Consider the following 19740-nt stretch of genomic DNA (forward strand, 5'->3'; position numbering starts at 1 on the left):
CGATTGGCAGCAAAAAGGATGCCCGCCACCCTGCCGACCATGGTCCAGACCACACGCAGGTGTTTCGCACGGTGAGGCGCGCTATACTGCCGCGCCTTTTTACGTCGGCCTGACCTGCCGACGCCTTGCCAGGCGTTTCGACACACAGGTGTGCAGTGTCGAAGGGCCTTTACGAATGTTCCCGTCTTTAAGAGGAGCGCGCTGCATGACCGTGATCAAGCAAGACGACCTGATTCAGAGCGTCGCCGACGCCCTGCAATTCATCTCGTACTACCACCCCGTCGATTTCATCCAGGCGATGCACGAGGCCTACCTGCGTGAAGAGTCGCCTGCCGCGCGCGACTCCATCGCCCAGATCCTGATCAACTCGCGCATGTGCGCCACCGGCCACCGCCCGATCTGCCAGGACACCGGTATCGTCACCGTGTTCGTGCGCGTCGGTATGGACGTGCGCTGGGACGGCGCCACCCTGAGCGTCGACGACATGATCAACGAAGGTGTGCGTCGCGCCTACAACCTGCCTGAGAACGTCCTGCGCGCCTCGATCCTGGCCGACCCGGCCGGTGCCCGCAAGAACACCAAGGACAACACCCCGGCTGTCATCCACTACTCGATCGTCCCTGGCGACAAGGTCGAAGTCGATGTCGCAGCCAAAGGCGGCGGCTCGGAAAACAAGTCGAAGATGGCCATGCTCAACCCGTCCGACTCGATCGTCGACTGGGTGCTGAAGACCGTTCCGACCATGGGCGCTGGCTGGTGCCCACCTGGCATGCTCGGCATCGGCATCGGCGGTACCGCCGAAAAAGCCGCGGTCATGGCCAAGGAAGTGTTGATGGAGTCCATCGACATCCATGAGCTGAAAGCCCGTGGCCCGCAAAACCGCATCGAAGAGATCCGCCTGGAGCTGTTCGAGAAGGTCAACCAGCTGGGCATCGGTGCCCAGGGCCTGGGCGGCCTGACCACTGTGCTCGACGTCAAGATCATGGACTACCCGACCCACGCGGCCTCGCTGCCGGTGTGCATGATCCCGAACTGCGCCGCCACCCGTCACGCGCACTTCGTGCTCGATGGCTCCGGCCCAGCCGAGCTGGAAGCGCCGTCGCTGGACGCCTACCCAGAAATCGTCTGGGAAGCCGGCCCAAGCGCCCGCCGTGTCAACCTCGACGACATCACCCCGGAAGAAGTCGCCAGCTGGAAGCCAGGCGAGACCATCCTGCTCAACGGCAAGATGCTCACCGGCCGCGACGCTGCGCACAAGCGCATGGTCGAGATGCTCAACCGTGGCGAAGAACTGCCAGTGGACCTCAAAGGCCGCTTCATCTACTACGTCGGCCCAGTCGACCCGGTCGGTGACGAAGTGGTTGGCCCTGCCGGCCCGACCACCGCTACCCGCATGGACAAGTTCACCCGCCAGATCCTCGAGCAAACTGGCCTGCTGGGCATGATCGGCAAGTCCGAGCGTGGCCCGACTGCCATCGAAGCGATCAAGGACAACAAGGCCGTGTACCTGATGGCCGTCGGCGGCGCCGCTTACCTGGTAGCCCAGGCGATCCGCAAGTCGAAGGTCCTGGCCTTCGCCGAGCTGGGCATGGAAGCGATCTACGAGTTCGACGTGAAAGACATGCCAGTCACCGTCGCGGTGGACAGCAACGGTGAATCGGTGCACATCACCGGCCCTGCGCTGTGGCAGAGCAAGATTGCCGAAAGCCTGGCTGTTGAAGTGAAGTAATTCACCTCTGGCCTGATCGAAAACGCCCGGCATCCGCCGTAATGCTGTTCACTTAGGGCCGCTTTGCGGCCCCGGCATTCTTAAGTGAACAGCATTACGGCATCCGCTGGGCGTTTTCATTTACAGCATCCGCCCGAACTGCTCTGGCCAGTCGCGCCGGGTAAACACCTGCCCCTCCTGCCTCACCCGCCGTACGGCCTCAAGGTCTACCTCACACATCAGCCACTGGCTGCCGACCGGGTTGAGCTGATCACTCAGCGCCACCACGCCATCCGCGGGCATCCCATGGTCCGGCGGTACGAACAACCCCGCACGCCCAATGTTCTCATCCAGCGCTGGTGACCACGGCGCCAGCCCTACCGTCGGGCTCTGCAGCACGGCAATCTGGTTTTCCAGCGCCCTTGCCTGGGCGCCGATACGCACCCGGTTGTAACCGGCTTCGGTGTCGGTGCAACTGGGGGCCAGAATCAGGTCGGCACCCGCTTCGGCCAAGTGCCGGGCCAGCATCGGAAACTCGTTGTCGTAGCAGATCAGAATGCCCAGCTTGCCAAGCTTGGTCTCGAATACCTTCAGCCCCTCGCCCGGCGCGATGTCCCATTGCTCGCGCTCGAAGCGGGTCATGATCAGTTTGTCCTGATAACCCAGCACACCGTCGGGGCCAAACAGCCAGGCGCGGTTGCGATAGCGGCCATCGCTGTCCTGCACTGGCAGGCTGCCGGGTTGCAGATAGATACCCCAGCGCCGGGCAATGCGCTCGCACAAGGCCTTCCAGGGTTCGATCAACGGCTGGATACCGGCGATGGAACCCTTCAGGTCACCCCGCTGCTCCTCGCGTAGAAGCCCGCTGAGCACCAGGCCCGCGTACTCCGGCAACAGCAGCAACTGGGCGCCATCTTGCACGGCTTCGGCGCACAGGCGCTGCAGGTGGTCGACGTAAGCATCCCAGGTCTTGTGCAGTTCGATGGCGTACTGGCAGGCCGCCAGACGGATCATATCGGCAGTTCCTTGAGCCAGAACGACATGATCTTTTCAGATGTTTCCTGCTCATCCAGGTCGCGCCAGCCATAGGTGGTGCGCAAAGAGGGGTCGTGCAAAAAGCCTCGATTGCGCCAAAACCCTTGCAAGGGTTTGTAATCGGCCGGCCGCCGGGGGTGCACGCCTGGGCGCTCGACAGCACAGAAGGCGCAATAGTCGAACTCGGCGAGCTTGTGGGCATAGGACTCGCGTTCGATAAAGAAGCGCACGCCCAGGCCTTGGCCCCGGTACTCCGGCAACACGACCGATTCACCGAAGTAGTACACGCTGGCAGGGTCACGCCCTTGGGCCAGGAACGGTTGCTGGAACTCGGCGGCAACGTCCACCAGGGGCAGGCCGGTGGCGGCACCCACCACCCTGCCGGCGTCCAGCGCCAGCACCACCAGGCTGCGCCCAGAGCGGGCGTAGGTAGAGAGGTAGTCGGCCTCATACTCCGGCGTGCCGTCGTAAAGGTAAGGGAACTCGCGGAACACGGTCAGGCGCAGGCGAGCGAGGTCATCGATGTAAGGCGCGATAGCGGCGCCGTGCAACAGGCGTATTTCCATGCTTGGCGGTCGTTTTGTCGATGTGGATGACGCGCTCGGCTAAGCCGGGCTTGAGGGGAAACCCTATCATCCGAACCCACGCTCCGCCTTTTCCCTACACGACAGGTATTGTTCCATGACCGCTACCGAACTGGTAAATGCATACTACGCAGCCTTCAATGCCGGTGACATGCCAGGCTTTCTCGCCCTGCTCAGCGAGGACGTGATCCACGACATCAACCAGGGCGAGCGGCAGATGGGCAAGGCCAGGTTTGCCGCGTTCATGGACAAGATGAACCGCTGCTACCGCGAGCGCCTGGCCGATATCGTGGTGATGCAGAATGCCGACGGCAGCCGGGCGGCGGCGGAGTTCACAGTGCATGGCGAATACCTCGCCGATGATGAAGGGCTACCTGCGGCCAATGGGCAGACGTATGTGCTGTCAGCGGGGGCGTTCTTCTATATTCACTGCGGCAAGATTGCCCGGGTAACCAACTACTACAACCTCAATGACTGGGTTGAGCAGGTCGGTTAAGGCTGTTCGCACTGTGCTCCCTGTACTGGCCCTTTCGCGGGCAAGCCCGCTCCCACCGGTGCTCCACTGAACTGAAGAACAGCAGCTACCCTGTGGGGGCGGGCTTGCCCGCGAATGGGCCGGCTCAGAGAATACGCGTCCCCAACACCTTCAAAAATGCCGCCAGCCAGGCCGGGTGCGCAGGCCACGCCGGCGCAGTAACCAGGTTGCCATCCACGTGCGCCTGGTCCACCGCGATATCGATGAACGTGCCGCCCGCCAAGCGCACCTCCGGTGCACACGCCGGGTAGGCACTGCACTCGCGCCCTTCCAACACGCCAGCCGCTGCCAGCAACTGAGCCCCATGGCACACTGCGGCAATCGGCTTGCCCGCCTCGTTGAACGCCCTGACCAAGTCCAGCACTTTGTCATCCAAGCGCAGGTATTCAGGGGCACGGCCGCCGGGGATCAGCAGGGCGTCATAGCTTTCGGCACGCACGCGCACAAAGTCGTAGTTCAGGGCAAAGTTATGCCCCGGCTTTTCGCTGTAAGTCTGCTCACCCTCAAAGTCATGGATGGCAGTGCGCACGGTCTGGCCCGCGAGCTTCTCGGGGCACACGGCGTGCACCGTATGGCCCACCATGCTCAGGGCCTGGAACGGCACCATCGCCTCGTAATCTTCGACGTAATCGCCCACCAGCATGAGAATCTTCTTCGCCGTCATCACATCCACTCCTTCCATTGCCTGTGAACAGTCACTGCACGATAGTCGCTCTTAGTCACGGCGGTCGAGTACGTTGACCACCAGCCGGTCCAGCCACCCCCACACCCGCTGTTTCACCCGCCGCCACAGTGGCCGGGCATGCCAGTGAGCGAGGTCGACTTCTTCGCTCAAGGCGAAATCACGCTCGAAACTGGCCACCACGGCAGCGGTCAGCGGCGGGTCGAGGGCCTCGATGTTGGCCTCGAGGTTGAAGCGCAGGTTCCAGTGGTCAAAGTTGCACGAGCCGACGCTGACCCAGTCATCCACCACGGCCATTTTCAGGTGCAGGAAACACGGCTGGTACTCGAATATCTTCACCCCGGCGCGCAACAGACGGGGGTAATAGCGATGCCCGGCATAGCGCACCGACGGGTGGTCGGTACGCGGCCCGGTCAGCAACAGGCGCACGTCCAGGCCCTTGCTGGCTGCGCGGCGCAACGAGCGGCGCACGCTCCAGGTCGGCAGAAAATACGGCGTGGCCAGCCAGACCCGCTGCTTGCCGCTGTTCAGCGCACGCACCAGCGCATGCAGGATGTCCTGATGCTGACGGGCGTCGGCATAGGCTACCCGGCCCATGCCCTGCCCTTGTGCCGGCACCTTGGGCAGACGTGGCAAGCCAAAGCCTTCAGCCGGCCGCCAGGCGGTGCGGCGGTTGTTGGCGTGCCATTGGCGGTCGAACAGCAGTTGCCAGTCGGTGACCACAGGGCCTTCTATTTGCACCATCACCTCATGCCATTCACTGGTAGCGGTGCCCGGCGTCCAGAATTCATCGGTGACGCCCGTGCCGCCCACCGCGGCCCAGCGCTCGTCCACCAGCAGCAGCTTGCGGTGATCGCGGTAGAGGTTACGCAGGCCACGCTTCCAGCGCAGGCGGTTGTACCAGCGCAGGTACACGCCGGCCTCAAGCAGCCGTTGGCGCAAGGCGCTGTTGAAGGCCAGCGAACCATAGTCATCGAACAGGCAGCGCACTCGCACACCGCGGCGGGCAGCGTGTGCCAGCGCGTCGACCACCGCATCGGCGCACGCGCCCGCTTCGACCAGATACAGTTCGAGGTCGACCTGGAACTCGGCACGCGTGATCGCCTGGAGCATGCGTGGAAAGAACTCGGGGCCGTCGATCAGCAGTTCGAACTGGTTGCCATCCCGCCAGGGGAAGACCGGCCCCGGCATGTCAGCGGGCGGTAAAGATCAGCACCGCATTAACCGGTACCGATGGGTTGATGGACTTGAGCCCAGCGAACTTGCGCAAGCTCTCCAGCCCCGGCACCAGGCCAAAATCCTCGGCGCGCAGTACCAAGGGCTCCAGGGTCACCACCTGGAAGCGCCGCTCGTCCAGGCGTGTGGCCAGCAGCAAGGCGTTGTAGCTGTGGGACTGGCCATGCAGCGTCACTGTCAGTGGTAGGCGCAGTTCGATCTGCGCACCGTTGGCCAGGTCGTTGATCGGCCGCAGGTCCAGCTGTGCCTTCACCGTGGCCTCGGCGAACCGCTCGACCTCGAACAGGCCGTCGCGCATGCGCTCGTCGCGCAGCGGGATGCCACTGCTGACCGAATCCATTTCGATACGCAGGCCAGCCGCACCCTTGCGGTCCACCGTGCCATGCAGCACCAGAAAGCGATGAACTTCCGCCGTATCACCGTTTTTGCCGGTAATGAACGACAGGCGTGATGACTCGCCATCGAGGTGCCAGTTGGCATGGGCGGGAAGGCATAGGGCCAGCAATAATGCGGGCAGGAGACGGGGCAACTTGAACATGACAGATCTCGTGAAACAAGACCGCAACCTTACCCGCCCGCCATCATGGCAGCAAGCGGCAGCCCTCGCGCACGCCCTGCCATGCAGCCTGGTTACGCCGGCCCAGGCCTTCAGCGGTAACGCGCCGTTGCTCGCTGCTTTCTTCAAGCAGGCTCAGCGGCAGCCACTGTTTCACGTAGGCGCGGCAGTAGGCCGGGTCGAACCCCATGACGAAGCGGCACGAGCAATACTCCTTGGCCGAATAGGCCGAAAGAATGCCCGGGAAATCCGCCAGCGCCTGGCGCGCCTGCCACGCGCTCCAGCCCAGCGACACGGCAAGCAGCGCCACAAAGACCCGCAGTGCACGTCTCATGCGCCCTCCCCGGCCAGCGCCGCCAACACACGCTTGAGCAGTTGGTCATGCTGGTAGGTGCCGTCGCGGTCATCGGCATAGCGGACAACCACCAGTTTTTGCTTAGGCAACACGTACAGCGCCTGGCCCCAATGGCCCAGCGCGGCGTAGGTGTCCGCGGGGGCATCCGGCCAAGCCTGCGCATCGTTGAGCCACCAGTGGCCACCCGGGTTGGCTTCACCCGGCACTGGCTCGGCCTGTGCAAAGGGTGTGCGATTGAAGGCCACCCAGGTTTCAGGCAGCAGCTGCCGATCACCCCAGCGCCCCTCGCGCTGCATCAGCAGGCCAATGCGCGCCAGGTCGCGGGCAGTGAGGTACAGGTACGAAGAGCCGACATAGGTATCGGCAGCATCGCGCTCCCACACCGCGCTGTGGATGCCCAGCGGCGTGAACAGCGCCTGCCAGGGGTAGTCGGGGTACTGCCCGGCATCGAGCATGCCGCGTAAGGCTGCAGCCAGCAGGTTGCTGTCACCGCTGGAATACAAAAAATGCTGCCCTGGTGTGCGGGCCGCTGGCCGCGCCGCTGTGTAGGCCGCCATGTCCCCACGGCCGCGGGTGTAGAGCATGGCCACCACGGAGGAGTTTAACGGGGCGTACTCGTAGTCTTCCTGCCAGTCCAGGCCGCTGGCCCAGTGCAGCAGGTCGGCCAGGCGCACGTCCGGGTGGGCTTGCATGGGTGGATAGAAGCGGGCGACCGGGTCCTGCAGTTGGAAGCGGCCTTCGCCTTGGGCAACACCCAACACCGTGGCCAGCACGCTCTTGCTCACGGACCAAGTGAGGTGCGCGGTATGGGCGTTTGTGGGGTGGGTGTAGCGTTCATAGAGAATGCGGCCGTCGCGGATGATCAGCAGGGCATTGGTGTGGATGCTGCGGTCAGCGGGGAAGGCGTAGGCGTCGACGGCTTGCCAGTCGAGGGGGGCAGGGTCGGTTTGCCAGTCGGGGGCTGGCCAGTGTTCGGCGCGGGCCGAGGACATGACAAGCCACAGCAGGGCCAGCAGGACCTTTTCCATCTTGAGCTCACACAGTAGGGGGCTGCGTTGCAACCCCAACATTCAAATGTTCACCCGAGTCTGCCGGCGTTTCATGACAATCCTGCAGCCGCCCAGGCCTTGGCCAGGCGCTTCTCCCGCGCGGCCGCAGCCAGCGCCATCACCCCTTGATCACGCTGCCACAATTGCGCCCACTGCTTGGGCCCAGCCAGCAACGCCTCATCAATATCAGCGCGCAGCGCCTGAAACTGCGCAAACAACCCCGCCAGCAACAAATGGCAACCCACACTGTCCGCACACTGACGGCTGCCTTCTGCACACCCGGCCAATACGCTCAGCAGGCGCAAGCGCAACGCCTGCGGCCACGCACACTCCTGGCCGACGCCATACAGCCAGGCCGTCATACCGGCAAGTACGTACAAGTCCTCGAGCGAACGAAACGGTTTGACGTAGGCATCCCAGCCATCTCCGGCCAGCAATTCGCACGCCGCCTGCTCCAGGTGCAACCGGCCATGGCCAACTTCGGGCATCAGCGGCAAGGTCGGCAACGCCTCCAACGTCACCCCCGGTTCGCCCGGGTACACCACCGCCAGGTTCAAGCGTGGTGCCTCGCCTGCCGCTTCACTGCGCGCCGCCACCAGCAACCATTCCGCCTCAAGCCCGGCGGTGACGAAATCCTTGCTGCCGGTCAGGCGCAACCCGTCGACACGCGTGCGCATGTCCGCCGGCCGCACGCTGCGCCGCTCGGTGGCGCACAGGGCGCCGAGGCTGGCCGGCGCGCTGGGCCAGAGCACGCGTAAGGCGGCCTGGTAGCCGACGAGAAAGGCCAGGCCCGGCGTGGCCATCGCGCGCCCGCCGAGCACCGCCAGTTCGAACGGGGCGACCTGGCCAAGGCGCTCAAGCAGCGCGGCGTAGGTTTCGCCCAGGGTGCCGGCCACAGGTTGGCGCAGCGGGTCGTTGAGTCGTTGTAGCCAGGCCATCGGACGCAGCTCCTTGCGGGGGTTGAGGGTGGGTGTCACGCAAGCATCACCAAAGATTCACAGGGGTGACACCCCGTCTACCTAGGCTGACTTTGCACAACAAAGCCGACCGGCCGCAACCCTTCATGGCTGGCTTATGGAGACTCGTAATGACTCGGATCGCTCACACCGGCGACAACAGCACTGAACGCCGTCTGCAAGCCGAACGCCTGGTCGGCGCCACGGCCCTGCAGGAAGCCCAGGCCTTGCGCTACAAAGTGTTCAGCGCAGAATTCAAGGCCAAGCTCAAGGGTGCCGAACACGGTCTGGACATGGATGACTATGACCCGCACTGCCGCCACATCGGCGTGCGCGACCTGAGCACCGGCGAACTGGTCGCCACCACCCGGCTGCTCGACCACCAGGCTGCCAGCAGCCTTGGCCGTTTCTACAGCGAAGAAGAGTTCAGCCTGCACGGCCTGTTGCAGTTGCAAGGGCCGATTCTTGAACTGGGCCGCACCTGCGTGGCCGCCGAATACCGCAACGGCGGCACCATCGCCGTGCTCTGGGGCGAGTTGGCCGAAGTGCTCAACGAAGGGCGCTACAGCTACCTGATGGGGTGCGCCAGCATCCCCATGCAGGACGGTGGCGTGCAGGCCCATGCGGTCATGCAGCGCCTGCGCGAACGCTACCTGTGCAACGAGCACCTGCGCGCCGAGCCTAAAAACCCGCTGCCGAACCTGGCCCTGCCAAACAATGTCATCGCCGAAATGCCACCGCTGCTCAAGGCCTACATGCGCCTGGGTGCGAAGATTTGCGGCGAGCCCTGCTGGGACGAAGATTTCCAGGTCGCCGACGTGTTCATCCTGCTCAAGCGCGACGACCTCTGCCCACGTTACGCCCGCCACTTCAAGGCGGCGGTCTGATGCCGAAGCTGCGGGTACTCGCCCGCCTCACACGGCTTATGCTGGTGCTGCTGCTCGGCCTGCTGATGGCCAGCGTGATCGCCCTTGGCGAACGCGTAGGCTTGACGGCTTCGATCGAGCGCCGGCAACGCTGGAGCTGCTGGTTCATGAAACGCCTGGTCACAGCCTTGCCCTTTGAGGTCAGGGTGTTAGGCGAACTGCCCAAACAGCCGATGCTGTGGGTCAGCAACCATGTCTCCTGGGCCGACATCCCGCTGCTCGGCATGCTGCTTCCGCTGTCGTTCCTGTCCAAAGCCGAGGTGCGCCACTGGCCTGTGGCCGGGTGGCTGGCAGAGAAGGCCGGCACGCTGTTCATCCGCCGCGGCGGTGGCGACAGCCAACGGCTGCGGGAGCAGATCAGTGCGCAACTGAGCGACGCCCGGCCGCTGTTGATCTTCCCCGAAGGCACCACCACCGATGGGCGCCACGTGCGCACGTTCCACGGTCGTTTGCTGGCAGGTGCCATCGACCAGGCGGTGCCGGTGCAGCCGGTGGCCATCCAGTATTTGCGCAATGGCGAGGCTGACCCGATTGCGCCGTTCATTGGCGATGATGATTTGCTGTCGCACCTGATGCGGCTGTTTGCCCAGCCGCGTGGCGAGGTGTGCATTCATCTGCTGCAGCCGATTGCCAGTGTTGGCAAGGAGCGTGCGGTGCTGGCATTGCAGGCGCAACAGGCCATTCATGGGGCGCTGTTTGGGGTTGAAGAGGCAACAGTGGTGCCACGGCGGCAGGCTCGCGCTGCCTGAGCTTTGGTTCTGCCTGCTCTGGCCTCTTCGCGGGCAAGCCCGCTCCCACAGGTACTGCACAGTGCTCAAAATCTGTGCGGTACCTGTGGGAGCGGGCTTGCCCGCGAAGAGGCCAGAGCAGGCAGCAGAAGATTAACCAGACACCCGCCCCGCCGCCGCAAACGCCTGCAACTGCGGATAAAACTCGCGAAAGTCCGCCATCAACGGCTCATACAACCGCTCCAACTCAGGCATCACGCCAGCCATCCCCTCCGGCCGCGACAACCGCCGCGCAATGCCGTTGAACACCTGCTCCAGGGTCGCAAAATCGCCATACGCCCCCAGCCAGTCATCGGCCGCCATGAACGGTGCAATGCGCGCCAGGCGCCCGGGCAACTCAGGCTCCGCCAGCAGCACCCGATAGAAATCACCGGTGAACTGCGCCAACGGCTGCTGGGCATAGTCGGCCCAATGCCGCGCCAGGCAATGATCGAAAAACACATCCAGGACAATGCCGGCAAACCGCCGCCGCTGCACAGGGAACCGTGCCAGCGCGGCCAGCACCAGCGGGTGACGGTCGGTGTAGCTGTCGATATGCCGATGCAGGCGGATAGCGGCTTCCAGCGCCGGAGGAAAGCGCCCTTCCAGCGAGCCCTTGACGAAATCGCCATACAGGCTGCCGAGCAATTGCTGCGGCGCGGGGCCGCCGAGGTGCAAGTGTGCGAGGTAGTTCATGGCGTCAGTCTAGCACCGCCAACGCCTATATCGTTATAACGCGATATAGCGATTGGTGCTCAGCTCAGAACCTCTTCATATTTGTATATCGCGAAATACCGATTTACATTCCCCCTATCGCAATCGAACGCTTCACCATGAGCCACACCCCAATGCCCCTCGATCTAGACGACATAATAAAAGCCCTGGCCCACCCGGTCCGGCGAGAAATCCTCGACTGGCTGAAGGACCCGGCAACGCAGTTTCCTGACCAGCACCACAGCACCGAACACGGTGTGTGTGCCGGGCAGATCGACCAACGCTGCGGCCTGTCGCAGTCGACCGTTTCTGCTCACCTGGCCATCTTGCAGCGCGCCGGCCTGATCAGCAGCCAGAAGATCGGCCAATGGCACTTCTTCAAACGCAATGAGGAGACCATTCAGGCCTTCCTCGAACAGTTGAGCCAAGCGCTCTGAAAAGGAAACCGCATGACTACGCTCTTCGACCCTATCACGCTGGGCGACCTGCAACTGCCCAACCGCATCATCATGGCCCCGCTGACCCGCTGCCGCGCCGATGAAGGCCGGGTGCCCAACGCACTGATGGCCGAGTACTACGTGCAACGCGCCAGCGCCGGGCTGATCCTCAGCGAGGCGACGTCGGTCACGGCGATGGGGGTCGGCTACCCAGACACCCCAGGCATCTGGAACGACGAACAGGTGCGTGGCTGGAACAATGTCACCAAGGCCGTGCATGGCGCAGGCGGGCGCATCTTCCTGCAACTGTGGCATGTGGGCCGCATTTCCCACCCCAGCTACCTGAACGGCGAACTGCCGGTGGCCCCCAGCGCGATTCAGCCCAAGGGCCACGTCAGCCTGGTGCGCCCGCTCAGCGACTACCCGACCCCGCGGGCGCTGGAAACCGAAGAGATCGTCGACATCGTCGAGGCCTACCGCAGCGGCGCTGAAAACGCCAAGGCCGCAGGTTTCGATGGTGTGGAGATCCACGGTGCAAATGGCTACCTGCTCGACCAGTTCCTGCAAAGCAGCACCAACCAGCGCACCGACCGTTACGGTGGCTCGCTGGAAAACCGCGCACGCTTGCTGCTGGAAGTCACTGACGCCGCCATTGAAGTGTGGGGGGCCAACCGCGTAGGCGTGCACCTGGCGCCGCGTGCCGATTCACACGACATGGGCGACGCTGACCGTGCCGAAACCTTCACCTACGTGGCACGCGAACTGGGCAAGCGCGGCATCGCCTTCATCTGCTCACGGGAGAAGGAAGCCGACGACAGCATCGGCACGCTGATCAAAGAGGCCTTTGGTGGCCCGTACATCGTCAACGAGCGCTTCACCAAGGCCACTGCCAATGCCGCGCTGGCCACTGGCAAGGCGGATGCCGTGGCGTTCGGTGTGCCGTTCATTGCCAACCCGGACCTGCCAGCGCGCCTGGCAGCGGATGCGCCCTTGAACCAGGCACACCCGGAAACCTTCTATAGCAAGGGGCCGGTGGGGTATATCGACTACCCACGGATGTGATCGGGTAGGCGCAGCCTTGTGCTGCGAAGAGGCCGGCGCAGGCTTGCACGTAACGGTTATGCCTGCACTGGCCTCTTCGCAGCACAAGGCTGCTCCTACAGGGCACGCGGGGTCTTCAGGGGCGCGCTTTGATCTGCTGCTGCAGGTTCTGGATCTGGCTCTGCAGCGTGTTGATGCTGCGGGTGGTCTGCCCGCGGAAGGCATCGAACTCCTGCACCGAGGCACCGCCCGACGCCGCCGCCGGGCGATTGTCGACCTGGCTCTTCAACACCAGCATGTCCTGCTCCAGGCTCTGGATCGCCGCGCTCGGGTTACCCTGTTTTTTCAGCGCTGCCACTTCGTTGCTCAGGCTCTTGAGCTGGTCATCCAGCTTGCCACCGTCCGCCTGCGCGGCCTTCAACGCTGCCACGTCATTGCTCAACGCCTTGAACTGGGCATCCAGCTTGCCGCCATCGACCTGGCCCGACTTCAACGCCGTCAGCTCGCCATTCACCAGCTTCAACTGTGCCTGCAACTGGGTTTGCAGCTCGGTCACAGCCTTCTGTTGTTCACGGGTATCGGCCAGCACCTGCTCCAGGCGCTTGCCCAGGTCGCCGGTCTGCCCGGCCACGCCTTGCTGCAACTGACGAATTTGCAACTTCAAGGCCTCGCTGCCGGTATTGACCGAAGACTCACTGGCCTCCACCTTGCCGCTGATCGCCTGCAGTCGCCCGGCCGCCTCTTCACTGATACGGGCGAAGCTTTCTTGGGTCGCGACCAGTTGCTGCTCCATCAGCGAGATCTGCTGGAAGCTCCACCAGCCCAACCCCGCCAAGGCAATCAGTGACGCCACCAACAGCGCCCACAAAGGTGCCGTACTGGCCCCCCGCTCGGCTTTCTGCCGGCTGCGCATCACGTGCGCGGGTATCAGTTCATCATCGTCGGGCGTGCCGGCCCTCAGGGTAGGCATATCATCGTAATCGTCGTGAGCAGGCTTACGCATGAGTACATTCAACCGCGGTAGTCGCAAAGAGGCACGAGTATAAACCGCTCGCGCGGCGTGTTGATGACCATCGTTGCATCACCCGATTTTCAGGCCTTCGGGCTGATGCTTCCACCAACCGCAGAATTCATCCAGGGCCGTCCACAGGCTGACCTTGGGCTGATAGTCCAAGTACTGGCGTGCGCGGCTGATATCCAGGGTGAAATCGCGGCTCATCACCTGCATGCCCATGCGCGACAAGGTGGGCTGCGGCCGCCCCGGCCAGAGCATGCACGCCGCTTCGTTGAGCGCCGCCAGGCTGTAGGCCAGGCCGTAGGAGCGGTACCGGGTCACTTGCGGCAAGTGCATCTGGCGCATCACGTAGTTGACCACATCCCACAGTGGCAACGGGTGGCCATTGCTGATGTTGTAGGCTTGGCCCAGGGCGCGGTCGTCGGCGAACAGGGCACTGAGCAACGCCTCGTTGAGGTTGTGCACGCTGGTGAAGTCGACCTTGTTCAGGCCGTTGCCGATGATCGCCACGCGGCCCTTGCGTTGCATCTGCATCAGCCGCGGGAAAATACTGGCATCCCCAGCCCCAGTGACGAAGCGCGGGCGCAGCGCCAGCACTTCCAGGCCGAACTCCTGAGCACCGAACACCTTCTGCTCGGCCAGGTGCTTGGTCAGCGCATAGTGATCGTGAAAGCGGCGCGGCACCTGGTCCTCACGGATGTCCAGGCGCGAACGGCCATTGAAGTAGATCGACGGCGACGACAGATGCACCAGGCGTCGCACATGCTCCTTCAGGCAACCCTCGACCACGTTTTCGGTGACCACCACGTTGCCCTGGTGAAAATCTTGGTAGCGCCCCCAGTTGCCCACCGCGCCTGCGCAGTGCACCACCGCTTCGACGCCCTGGCACAGGCGCCGGGCCAGCTCGGCATCACCCAGGTCGCCGGGGATGAACTGCGCGCCGCGCTTGACCAGGTGCTCGACACCTTCGGCACGTCGGCCGCTGACCCGCACGTCCAGGCCCTGCTCCAGGGCAACGCGCGCAAAGCGCCCGCCGATGAAGCCGCTCGCGCCGGTGACCAGAATTCGCATGTAAGACTCCGCCTTGCCAGATTTCAGATGCAACTGACGCCGGCCGTGGCTACAAGGGCACCAGCCATTGCCGTGCCGTGTGCCGCAGGTGATCGGTCAGTTGCGCGAGCAGTTGCCCGCCATTGCGCCAATGATGCCAGTACAGCGGCACATCGATGGGAGTATCGGCGCATATTTCCACCAATTGCCCGCTGGACAGCTGCTCGCGCGCCTGCAATTCAGGCACCAGCCCCCAGCCCAACCCCGCCTCGGTCATGCGCAGGAACCCTTCGGACGAAGGGCACAAGTGGTGCAGGAAGCCGTCCTCGATGCCCAGCGATGCCAGGTAGCGGTGTTGCAGGAAGTCGTCCGGGCCGTACACGATCGCGGGCGTGCGTGCCAAGCGCTTGACCTCGAACCCACGGGGGAAATGCCGCGCCATGAACATCGGGCTGGCCAGTGCACGGTAGCGCATCGCGCCCAGCGGCAGGCTGCGCGCGCCGGCCACTGGCCGTTCGCTGCCACACAGGCAGGCCGCCACTTCACCGGCACGCATGCGTTTAAGGCCAACTTCCTGGTCCTCCACCACCAGGTCGGTGAGCACGTTCTGTTCGGCACAGAACCGGCCGACCGCGCCCGCCCACCAGGTGGCCAGGCTGTCGGCGTTAAGGGCAATCCGCAAACGCTCCGGCATGCCCTCCTCGTCCAGCGCAGGCACCTGGCGTTGCAGGTCGCGCTCTAGCAGACGCACCTGCTGCACATGGTTGAGCAACTGGCGCCCGACCTCGGTCGGGCTCGGGGGCGTGGCCCGCACCAGCACCGGCTGGCCAACCCGTGCTTCGAGCAGCTTGATGCGCTGGGAAATGGCCGATTGCGACAGCCCCAGTACCTGCGCTGCACGCTCGAAGCCGCCTTGCTCGATCACCGCCGCAAGGGCGGCCAGCAGCTTGTAGTCGAACATCGATATCCCTAATGCCTGATCAGCTTTATTTGTTTTTCTTATACAGCGCCAATCACCACAATAGCCAGCATCGTTTATGGCTCATTTTCTGGAGTACACCGCCATGTGGCAAAGCTATCTGAACGGCATGCTGGTGGCCTTCGGCCTGATCATGGCCATCGGCGCACAGAACGCCTTCGTCCTCGCGCAAAGCCTGCGCCGCGAGCACCACCTGCCGGTGGCGGCCCTGTGCATCGTCTGCGACGCCCTGCTGGTCGCTGCCGGGGTGTTCGGCCTGGCCACGGTACTGGCGCACAACCCGACCCTGCTGGCCATCGCCCGTTGGGGCGGCGCGGTGTTCCTGCTCTGGTACGGCGCCAAGGCGCTGCGCAGCGCCTGCTCCAAGCAGAGCCTGCAGCACCAGCAAGGCCAGGGCATGCGCTCGCGCCGGGCGGTATTGCTCAGTGCACTGGCCGTGACCTTGCTCAACCCCCATGTGTACCTCGACACCGTGCTGCTGATCGGCTCGCTCGGTGCCCAGCAGACAGTGCCCGGGGCCTATGTGGCGGGGGCGGCCAGTGCTTCGCTGCTGTGGTTCTCGACCTTGGCGATCGGTGCGGCCTGGCTGGCACCGTGGCTGGCGCGGCCAGCGACCTGGCGGATGCTCGACCTGATGGTGGCGGTGATGATGTTCGCGGTGGCGGCGCAGCTGATTTTTAGCTGAATGCGCAAGTGCTTGGCACGGCAGTTTCAGCGCCTGGGAGATCGAGCGCCGCCCGCGCGGCGCATCGCGAGCAACGCTCGCTCCTACGTTAGTTTCGGGCCAATTATTCCTGGGGCAAACGCGCGCGACCGCCTTGGCGCATGTCTCGATATCGCGTCGAACAAACAAGGCGGTCGCGCCCACTGGCACAGGCGTGACTGGCCCGAAACAAACGTAGGAGCGAGCGTTGCTCGCGATGCGCCGCGCGGGCGGCGCTCGATCTCACAGGCGATACAAACACCGCGACAAACACCACTGGTCGGCACCGGCCAACCGCTCTGGAACCTCTATTCCCTATCTTTGTTGCGTGGTTATGCGCCGGGCCCGGTGCTATGATCCAGCCCTCGCGTCGCAAAGAGTACAAACTCGCCGACGTTGATCGGGCCGCCCGTGATCGGCCTTGCGCAAACCGCAAATAGACCTGAATCAGGAGATCCACCATGGCTTTTGAATTGCCGCCGCTGCCGTACGCCCACGATGCCCTGCAGCCGCACATCTCCAAGGAAACCCTGGAGTATCACCACGACAAGCACCACAACACCTATGTCGTGAACCTGAACAACCTGGTCCCAGGCACCGAATTCGAAGGCAAGACCCTGGAAGAGATCGTCAAGACCTCTTCGGGCGGTATCTTCAACAACGCCGCTCAAGTCTGGAACCACACCTTCTACTGGAACTGCCTGGCGCCTAACGCCGGTGGTCAACCGACCGGTGCCCTGGCCGAAGCCATCAACGCCGCTTTCGGTTCCTTCGACAAGTTCAAGGAAGAGTTCACCAAGACTTCCGTCGGCACCTTCGGCTCCGGCTGGGGCTGGCTGGTGAAGAAAGCTGACGGTTCCCTGGCCCTGGCCAGCACCATCGGCGCCGGCAACCCGCTGACCAATGGCGACACCCCGCTGCTGACCTGCGACGTCTGGGAACACGCCTACTACATCGACTACCGCAACGTGCGTCCGAAGTATGTCGAGGCGTTCTGGAACCTGGTCAACTGGGCTTTCGTTGCCGAACAGTTCGAAGGCAAGACCTTCAAGGCCTGATGCATATCCAGCCTTGAACGAAGAACCCGGCCTTGGTGCCGGGTTTTTTTATGGGCCTGTAACAGCCTCTTGCTCAGCACGGATTGCACGCTAACATCAAACCTCTGGAAACTTGATACAGCGCACTCAAGTTGCAGGGCCAGGCGACCGATATACTGCCCAGGACAACCCCGCTTCTCGCGCTGTGTCCGTGGCACACCGGCCGATAGTGTATTGGTTTCATTGATGGCAAAATGATGCCATGCGCATGGATTAAGGAAACCCCATTGAAGCTGGAATTGCGGAACAGCTTGTCGGTCAAGTTGCTCAGGGTCGTGCTGCTGTCGGCGCTCGCAGTGGGCGTCGTGCTCAGTTGTGCGCAAATCGTCTACGACACCTACAAGACCCGCCAGGCTGTCGACAACGATGCCCAGCGCATCCTCGACATGTTCCGTGACCCCTCTACCCAGGCGGTGTACAGCCTTGACCGGGAGATGGGCATGCAGGTGATGGAAGGCCTGTTCCAGGACGAATCGGTGCGCATGGCGTCCATCGGCCACCCCAACGAAACCATGCTGGCCGAAAAGTCCCGCCCGCTGCAGGACATGTCCATGCGCTGGCTGACCGACCTGATCCTCGGCCAGGAACGCACCTACACCACCCAACTGGTCGGCCGCGGCCCCTACAGCGAATACTACGGCGACCTGAGCATCACCCTCGACACCTCGTCGTACGGCGAAGATTTTTTGATCAACGCCGTGATCATCTTCATCTCCGGCGTGCTGCGCGCCCTGGCCATGGGCCTGGTGTTGTACCTGGTGTACCACTGGCTGCTGACCAAGCCACTGTCGAAAATCATCGAGCACCTTACCCAGATCAACCCCGATCGCCCCAGCCAGCACCAGATCCCGCTGCTCAAGGGCCACGAGAAAAACGAACTGGGCCTGTGGGTGAACACGGCCAACCAGCTGCTCGCCTCCATCGAGCGCAATACCCACCTGCGCCACGAGGCCGAGAACAGCCTGCAACGCATGGCCCAATACGACTTCCTCACCGGCCTGCCCAACCGCCAGCAACTGCAGCAACAGCTGGACAAGATCCTTGTCGATGGCGGCCGCCTGCAGCATCGCGTCGCAGTGCTGTGCGTAGGCCTGGACGATTTCAAGGGCATCAACGAGCAGTTCAGCTACCAGGTCGGTGACCAGTTGCTGCTGGCTCTGGCCGACCGCCTGCGCGCCCACAGTGGCCGCCTGGGGGCGCTGGCGCGGTTGGGTGGCGACCAGTTCGCCCTGGTTCAGGCCAACATCGAGCAGCCCTATGAGGCTGCCGAGCTGGCCCAGAGCATCCTCGATGACCTGGAGGTGCCCTTCGACCTCGACCATCAGCAGATCCGCCTGCGTGCCACCATCGGCATCACCCTGTTCCCCGAAGACGGCGACAGCACCGAGAAGCTGCTGCAAAAAGCCGAACAGACCATGACCCTGGCCAAGGCCCGCTCACGCAACCGTTACCAGTTCTACATCGCCAGCGTCGACAGTGAGATGCGCCGCCGCCGCGAGCTGGAAAAAGACCTGCGCGAAGCCCTGCCGCGCAATCAGCTGTACCTGGTGTATCAGCCGCAGATCAGCTACCGCGACCACCGCGTGGTTGGCGTCGAGGCCCTGCTGCGCTGGCAACACCCGGAGCTGGGCATGGTCCCGCCCGACCAGTTCATCCCGCTGGCCGAGCAGAACGGCAACATCATCACCATCGGCGAATGGGTACTCGACCAGGCCTGCCGGCAGCTGCGCGAATGGCACGACCTGGGCTTCAGCGACCTGCGCATGGCGGTCAACCTGTCGACCGTGCAGTTGCACCACAGCGAACTGCCACGCGTGGTCAACAACCTGCTGCAGGCCTACCGCCTGCCGCCGCGCAGCCTGGAGCTGGAAGTGACCGAGACCGGCCTGATGGAAGACATCAGCACCGCCGCCCAGCACCTGCTCAGCCTGCGCCGCTCCGGGGCACTGATCGCCATTGACGACTTCGGTACCGGCTACTCGTCGCTCAGCTACCTGAAGTCGTTGCCGCTGGACAAGATCAAGATCGACAAGAGCTTCGTCCAGGACCTGCTCGACGACGATGACGACGCCACCATCGTGCGCGCCATCATCCAGCTGGGCAAAAGCCTGGGCATGCAGGTTATCGCTGAAGGCGTGGAAACCGCCGAGCAGGAGACCTACATCATCGCCCAGGGTTGCCACGAGGGTCAGGGCTACCACTACAGCAAGCCACTGTCGGCCCGCGAGCTGACCAGTTACCTAAAGCAGGCACAGCGCAATCAGGTGTCCATGCTGTAGCCCTGGCGGCCCCGGTTACAGGCCGTGACGGGCATT

General features: G+C 63.6%; 21 protein-coding genes. 9 read left to right on the forward strand and 12 right to left on the reverse strand.

Translation table 11 applies throughout. From position 1 onward, the window contains the following. Positions 1-205: 205 nt before the first annotated feature. Positions 206-1729, forward strand: coding sequence for a fumarate hydratase (locus HU750_RS06170; protein WP_027594070.1), 1524 nt, complete (start codon positions 206-208; stop codon positions 1727-1729). Between the two features lie 120 nt (positions 1730-1849). Here the strand turns inward: HU750_RS06170 and HU750_RS06175 are convergent, their stop codons facing one another. Then, complete coding sequence (locus tag HU750_RS06175; RefSeq protein WP_186677667.1) at positions 1850-2722, reverse strand: carbon-nitrogen hydrolase family protein; 873 nt, start codon at positions 2720-2722, stop codon at positions 1850-1852. Next, on the reverse strand, positions 2719-3309 hold the full coding sequence (locus HU750_RS06180) for a GNAT family N-acetyltransferase (RefSeq protein WP_027594068.1): 591 nt from the start codon (positions 3307-3309) through the stop codon (positions 2719-2721). Before HU750_RS06180 ends, HU750_RS06175 begins: the two co-directional genes overlap by 4 nt. Positions 3310-3424: 115 nt before the next feature. Here HU750_RS06180 and HU750_RS06185 point away from each other — a divergent pair, with 115 nt between their 5' ends. After that, positions 3425-3823: a nuclear transport factor 2 family protein gene (locus tag HU750_RS06185; protein ID WP_027594067.1), complete on the forward strand. Its 399-nt coding sequence runs from the start codon at positions 3425-3427 to the stop codon at positions 3821-3823. A gap of 124 nt (positions 3824-3947) precedes the next feature. On the opposite strand, the gene HU750_RS06190 is transcribed toward HU750_RS06185, so the two are convergent. From HU750_RS06190 to HU750_RS06215, 6 genes are all read right to left on the reverse strand, one after another. After that, positions 3948-4529, reverse strand: a complete 582-nt coding sequence (locus HU750_RS06190; RefSeq protein ID WP_172961378.1) for a DJ-1/PfpI/YhbO family deglycase/protease — start codon at positions 4527-4529, stop codon at positions 3948-3950. Between the two features lie 48 nt (positions 4530-4577). Beyond that, positions 4578-5735, reverse strand: coding sequence for a phospholipase D-like domain-containing protein (locus HU750_RS06195; RefSeq protein WP_027594065.1), 1158 nt, complete (start codon positions 5733-5735; stop codon positions 4578-4580). 1 nt (position 5736) lies between these two features. Continuing rightward, a complete protein-coding gene (locus tag HU750_RS06200; protein ID WP_099455211.1) occupies positions 5737-6318 on the reverse strand; it encodes a YceI family protein in 582 nt (193 codons plus the stop codon). A gap of 43 nt (positions 6319-6361) precedes the next feature. Further along, the gene (locus tag HU750_RS06205) at positions 6362-6670 is read right to left on the reverse strand and encodes an amidase (RefSeq protein ID WP_186677669.1); all 309 of its coding nucleotides are present in this window, start codon (positions 6668-6670) and stop codon (positions 6362-6364) included. Beyond that, positions 6667-7719 carry a serine hydrolase domain-containing protein gene (locus HU750_RS06210; RefSeq protein ID WP_027594062.1) on the reverse strand — a complete coding sequence of 351 codons (1053 nt, stop codon included), beginning with the start codon at positions 7717-7719 and terminating at the stop codon, positions 6667-6669. Before HU750_RS06210 ends, HU750_RS06205 begins: the two co-directional genes overlap by 4 nt. 71 nt (positions 7720-7790) lie before the next feature. After that, on the reverse strand, positions 7791-8678 hold the full coding sequence (locus tag HU750_RS06215) for an acyl-CoA dehydrogenase middle domain-containing protein (protein ID WP_099455213.1): 888 nt from the start codon (positions 8676-8678) through the stop codon (positions 7791-7793). 149 nt (positions 8679-8827) lie between these two features. On the opposite strand from HU750_RS06215, the gene olsB reads away from it, so the two are divergent. Next, entirely contained in the window at positions 8828-9583 is a 756-nt protein-coding gene (gene olsB / locus HU750_RS06220) for an L-ornithine N(alpha)-acyltransferase (RefSeq protein WP_186677671.1), read from the forward strand. Beyond that, positions 9583-10371 carry a lysophospholipid acyltransferase family protein gene (locus HU750_RS06225; RefSeq protein ID WP_186677673.1) on the forward strand — a complete coding sequence of 263 codons (789 nt, stop codon included), beginning with the start codon at positions 9583-9585 and terminating at the stop codon, positions 10369-10371. Before olsB ends, HU750_RS06225 begins: the two co-directional genes overlap by 1 nt. 132 nt (positions 10372-10503) lie before the next feature. Here HU750_RS06225 and HU750_RS06230 read toward each other — a convergent pair whose 3' ends face one another. Further along, positions 10504-11085 carry an acyl carrier protein phosphodiesterase gene (locus HU750_RS06230; RefSeq protein WP_186677676.1) on the reverse strand — a complete coding sequence of 194 codons (582 nt, stop codon included), beginning with the start codon at positions 11083-11085 and terminating at the stop codon, positions 10504-10506. A 152-nt stretch (positions 11086-11237) separates the two neighbouring features. Between HU750_RS06230 and HU750_RS06235 the strand changes: the two genes are divergently transcribed. Together HU750_RS06235 and HU750_RS06240 are read left to right on the forward strand one after the other, a co-directional pair. Continuing rightward, the gene (locus tag HU750_RS06235) at positions 11238-11540 is read left to right on the forward strand and encodes an ArsR/SmtB family transcription factor (RefSeq protein ID WP_099430348.1); all 303 of its coding nucleotides are present in this window, start codon (positions 11238-11240) and stop codon (positions 11538-11540) included. Between the two features lie 12 nt (positions 11541-11552). After that, complete coding sequence (locus tag HU750_RS06240; protein ID WP_099430349.1) at positions 11553-12602, forward strand: alkene reductase; 1050 nt, start codon at positions 11553-11555, stop codon at positions 12600-12602. Positions 12603-12717: 115 nt separating this feature from the next. Here HU750_RS06240 and HU750_RS06245 read toward each other — a convergent pair whose 3' ends face one another. From HU750_RS06245 to HU750_RS06255, 3 genes are all read right to left on the reverse strand, one after another. After that, entirely contained in the window at positions 12718-13584 is an 867-nt protein-coding gene (locus HU750_RS06245) for an ATPase (protein WP_186677678.1), read from the reverse strand. A 78-nt stretch (positions 13585-13662) separates the two neighbouring features. Beyond that, complete coding sequence (locus tag HU750_RS06250; protein ID WP_186677680.1) at positions 13663-14667, reverse strand: NAD-dependent epimerase/dehydratase family protein; 1005 nt, start codon at positions 14665-14667, stop codon at positions 13663-13665. 49 nt (positions 14668-14716) lie between these two features. Next, the gene (locus HU750_RS06255) at positions 14717-15613 is read right to left on the reverse strand and encodes an ArgP/LysG family DNA-binding transcriptional regulator (RefSeq protein WP_186677988.1); all 897 of its coding nucleotides are present in this window, start codon (positions 15611-15613) and stop codon (positions 14717-14719) included. 97 nt (positions 15614-15710) lie between these two features. Here HU750_RS06255 and HU750_RS06260 point away from each other — a divergent pair, with 97 nt between their 5' ends. From HU750_RS06260 to HU750_RS06270, 3 genes are all read left to right on the forward strand, one after another. Next, on the forward strand, positions 15711-16310 hold the full coding sequence (locus HU750_RS06260; RefSeq protein WP_027594052.1) for a LysE/ArgO family amino acid transporter: 600 nt from the start codon (positions 15711-15713) through the stop codon (positions 16308-16310). Between the two features lie 479 nt (positions 16311-16789). Beyond that, positions 16790-17386 (forward strand): superoxide dismutase, encoded by a 597-nt coding sequence (locus tag HU750_RS06265; RefSeq protein WP_027594051.1) that lies wholly within the window; start codon positions 16790-16792, stop codon positions 17384-17386. A gap of 266 nt (positions 17387-17652) precedes the next feature. Continuing rightward, positions 17653-19704, forward strand: a complete 2052-nt coding sequence (locus HU750_RS06270; RefSeq protein ID WP_027594050.1) for a putative bifunctional diguanylate cyclase/phosphodiesterase — start codon at positions 17653-17655, stop codon at positions 19702-19704. Positions 19705-19740 lie beyond the last annotated feature (36 nt).

The organism is Pseudomonas sp. SWRI50, assembly GCF_014269095.1.
Taxonomy (GTDB): domain Bacteria; phylum Pseudomonadota; class Gammaproteobacteria; order Pseudomonadales; family Pseudomonadaceae; genus Aquipseudomonas; species Aquipseudomonas kermanshahensis.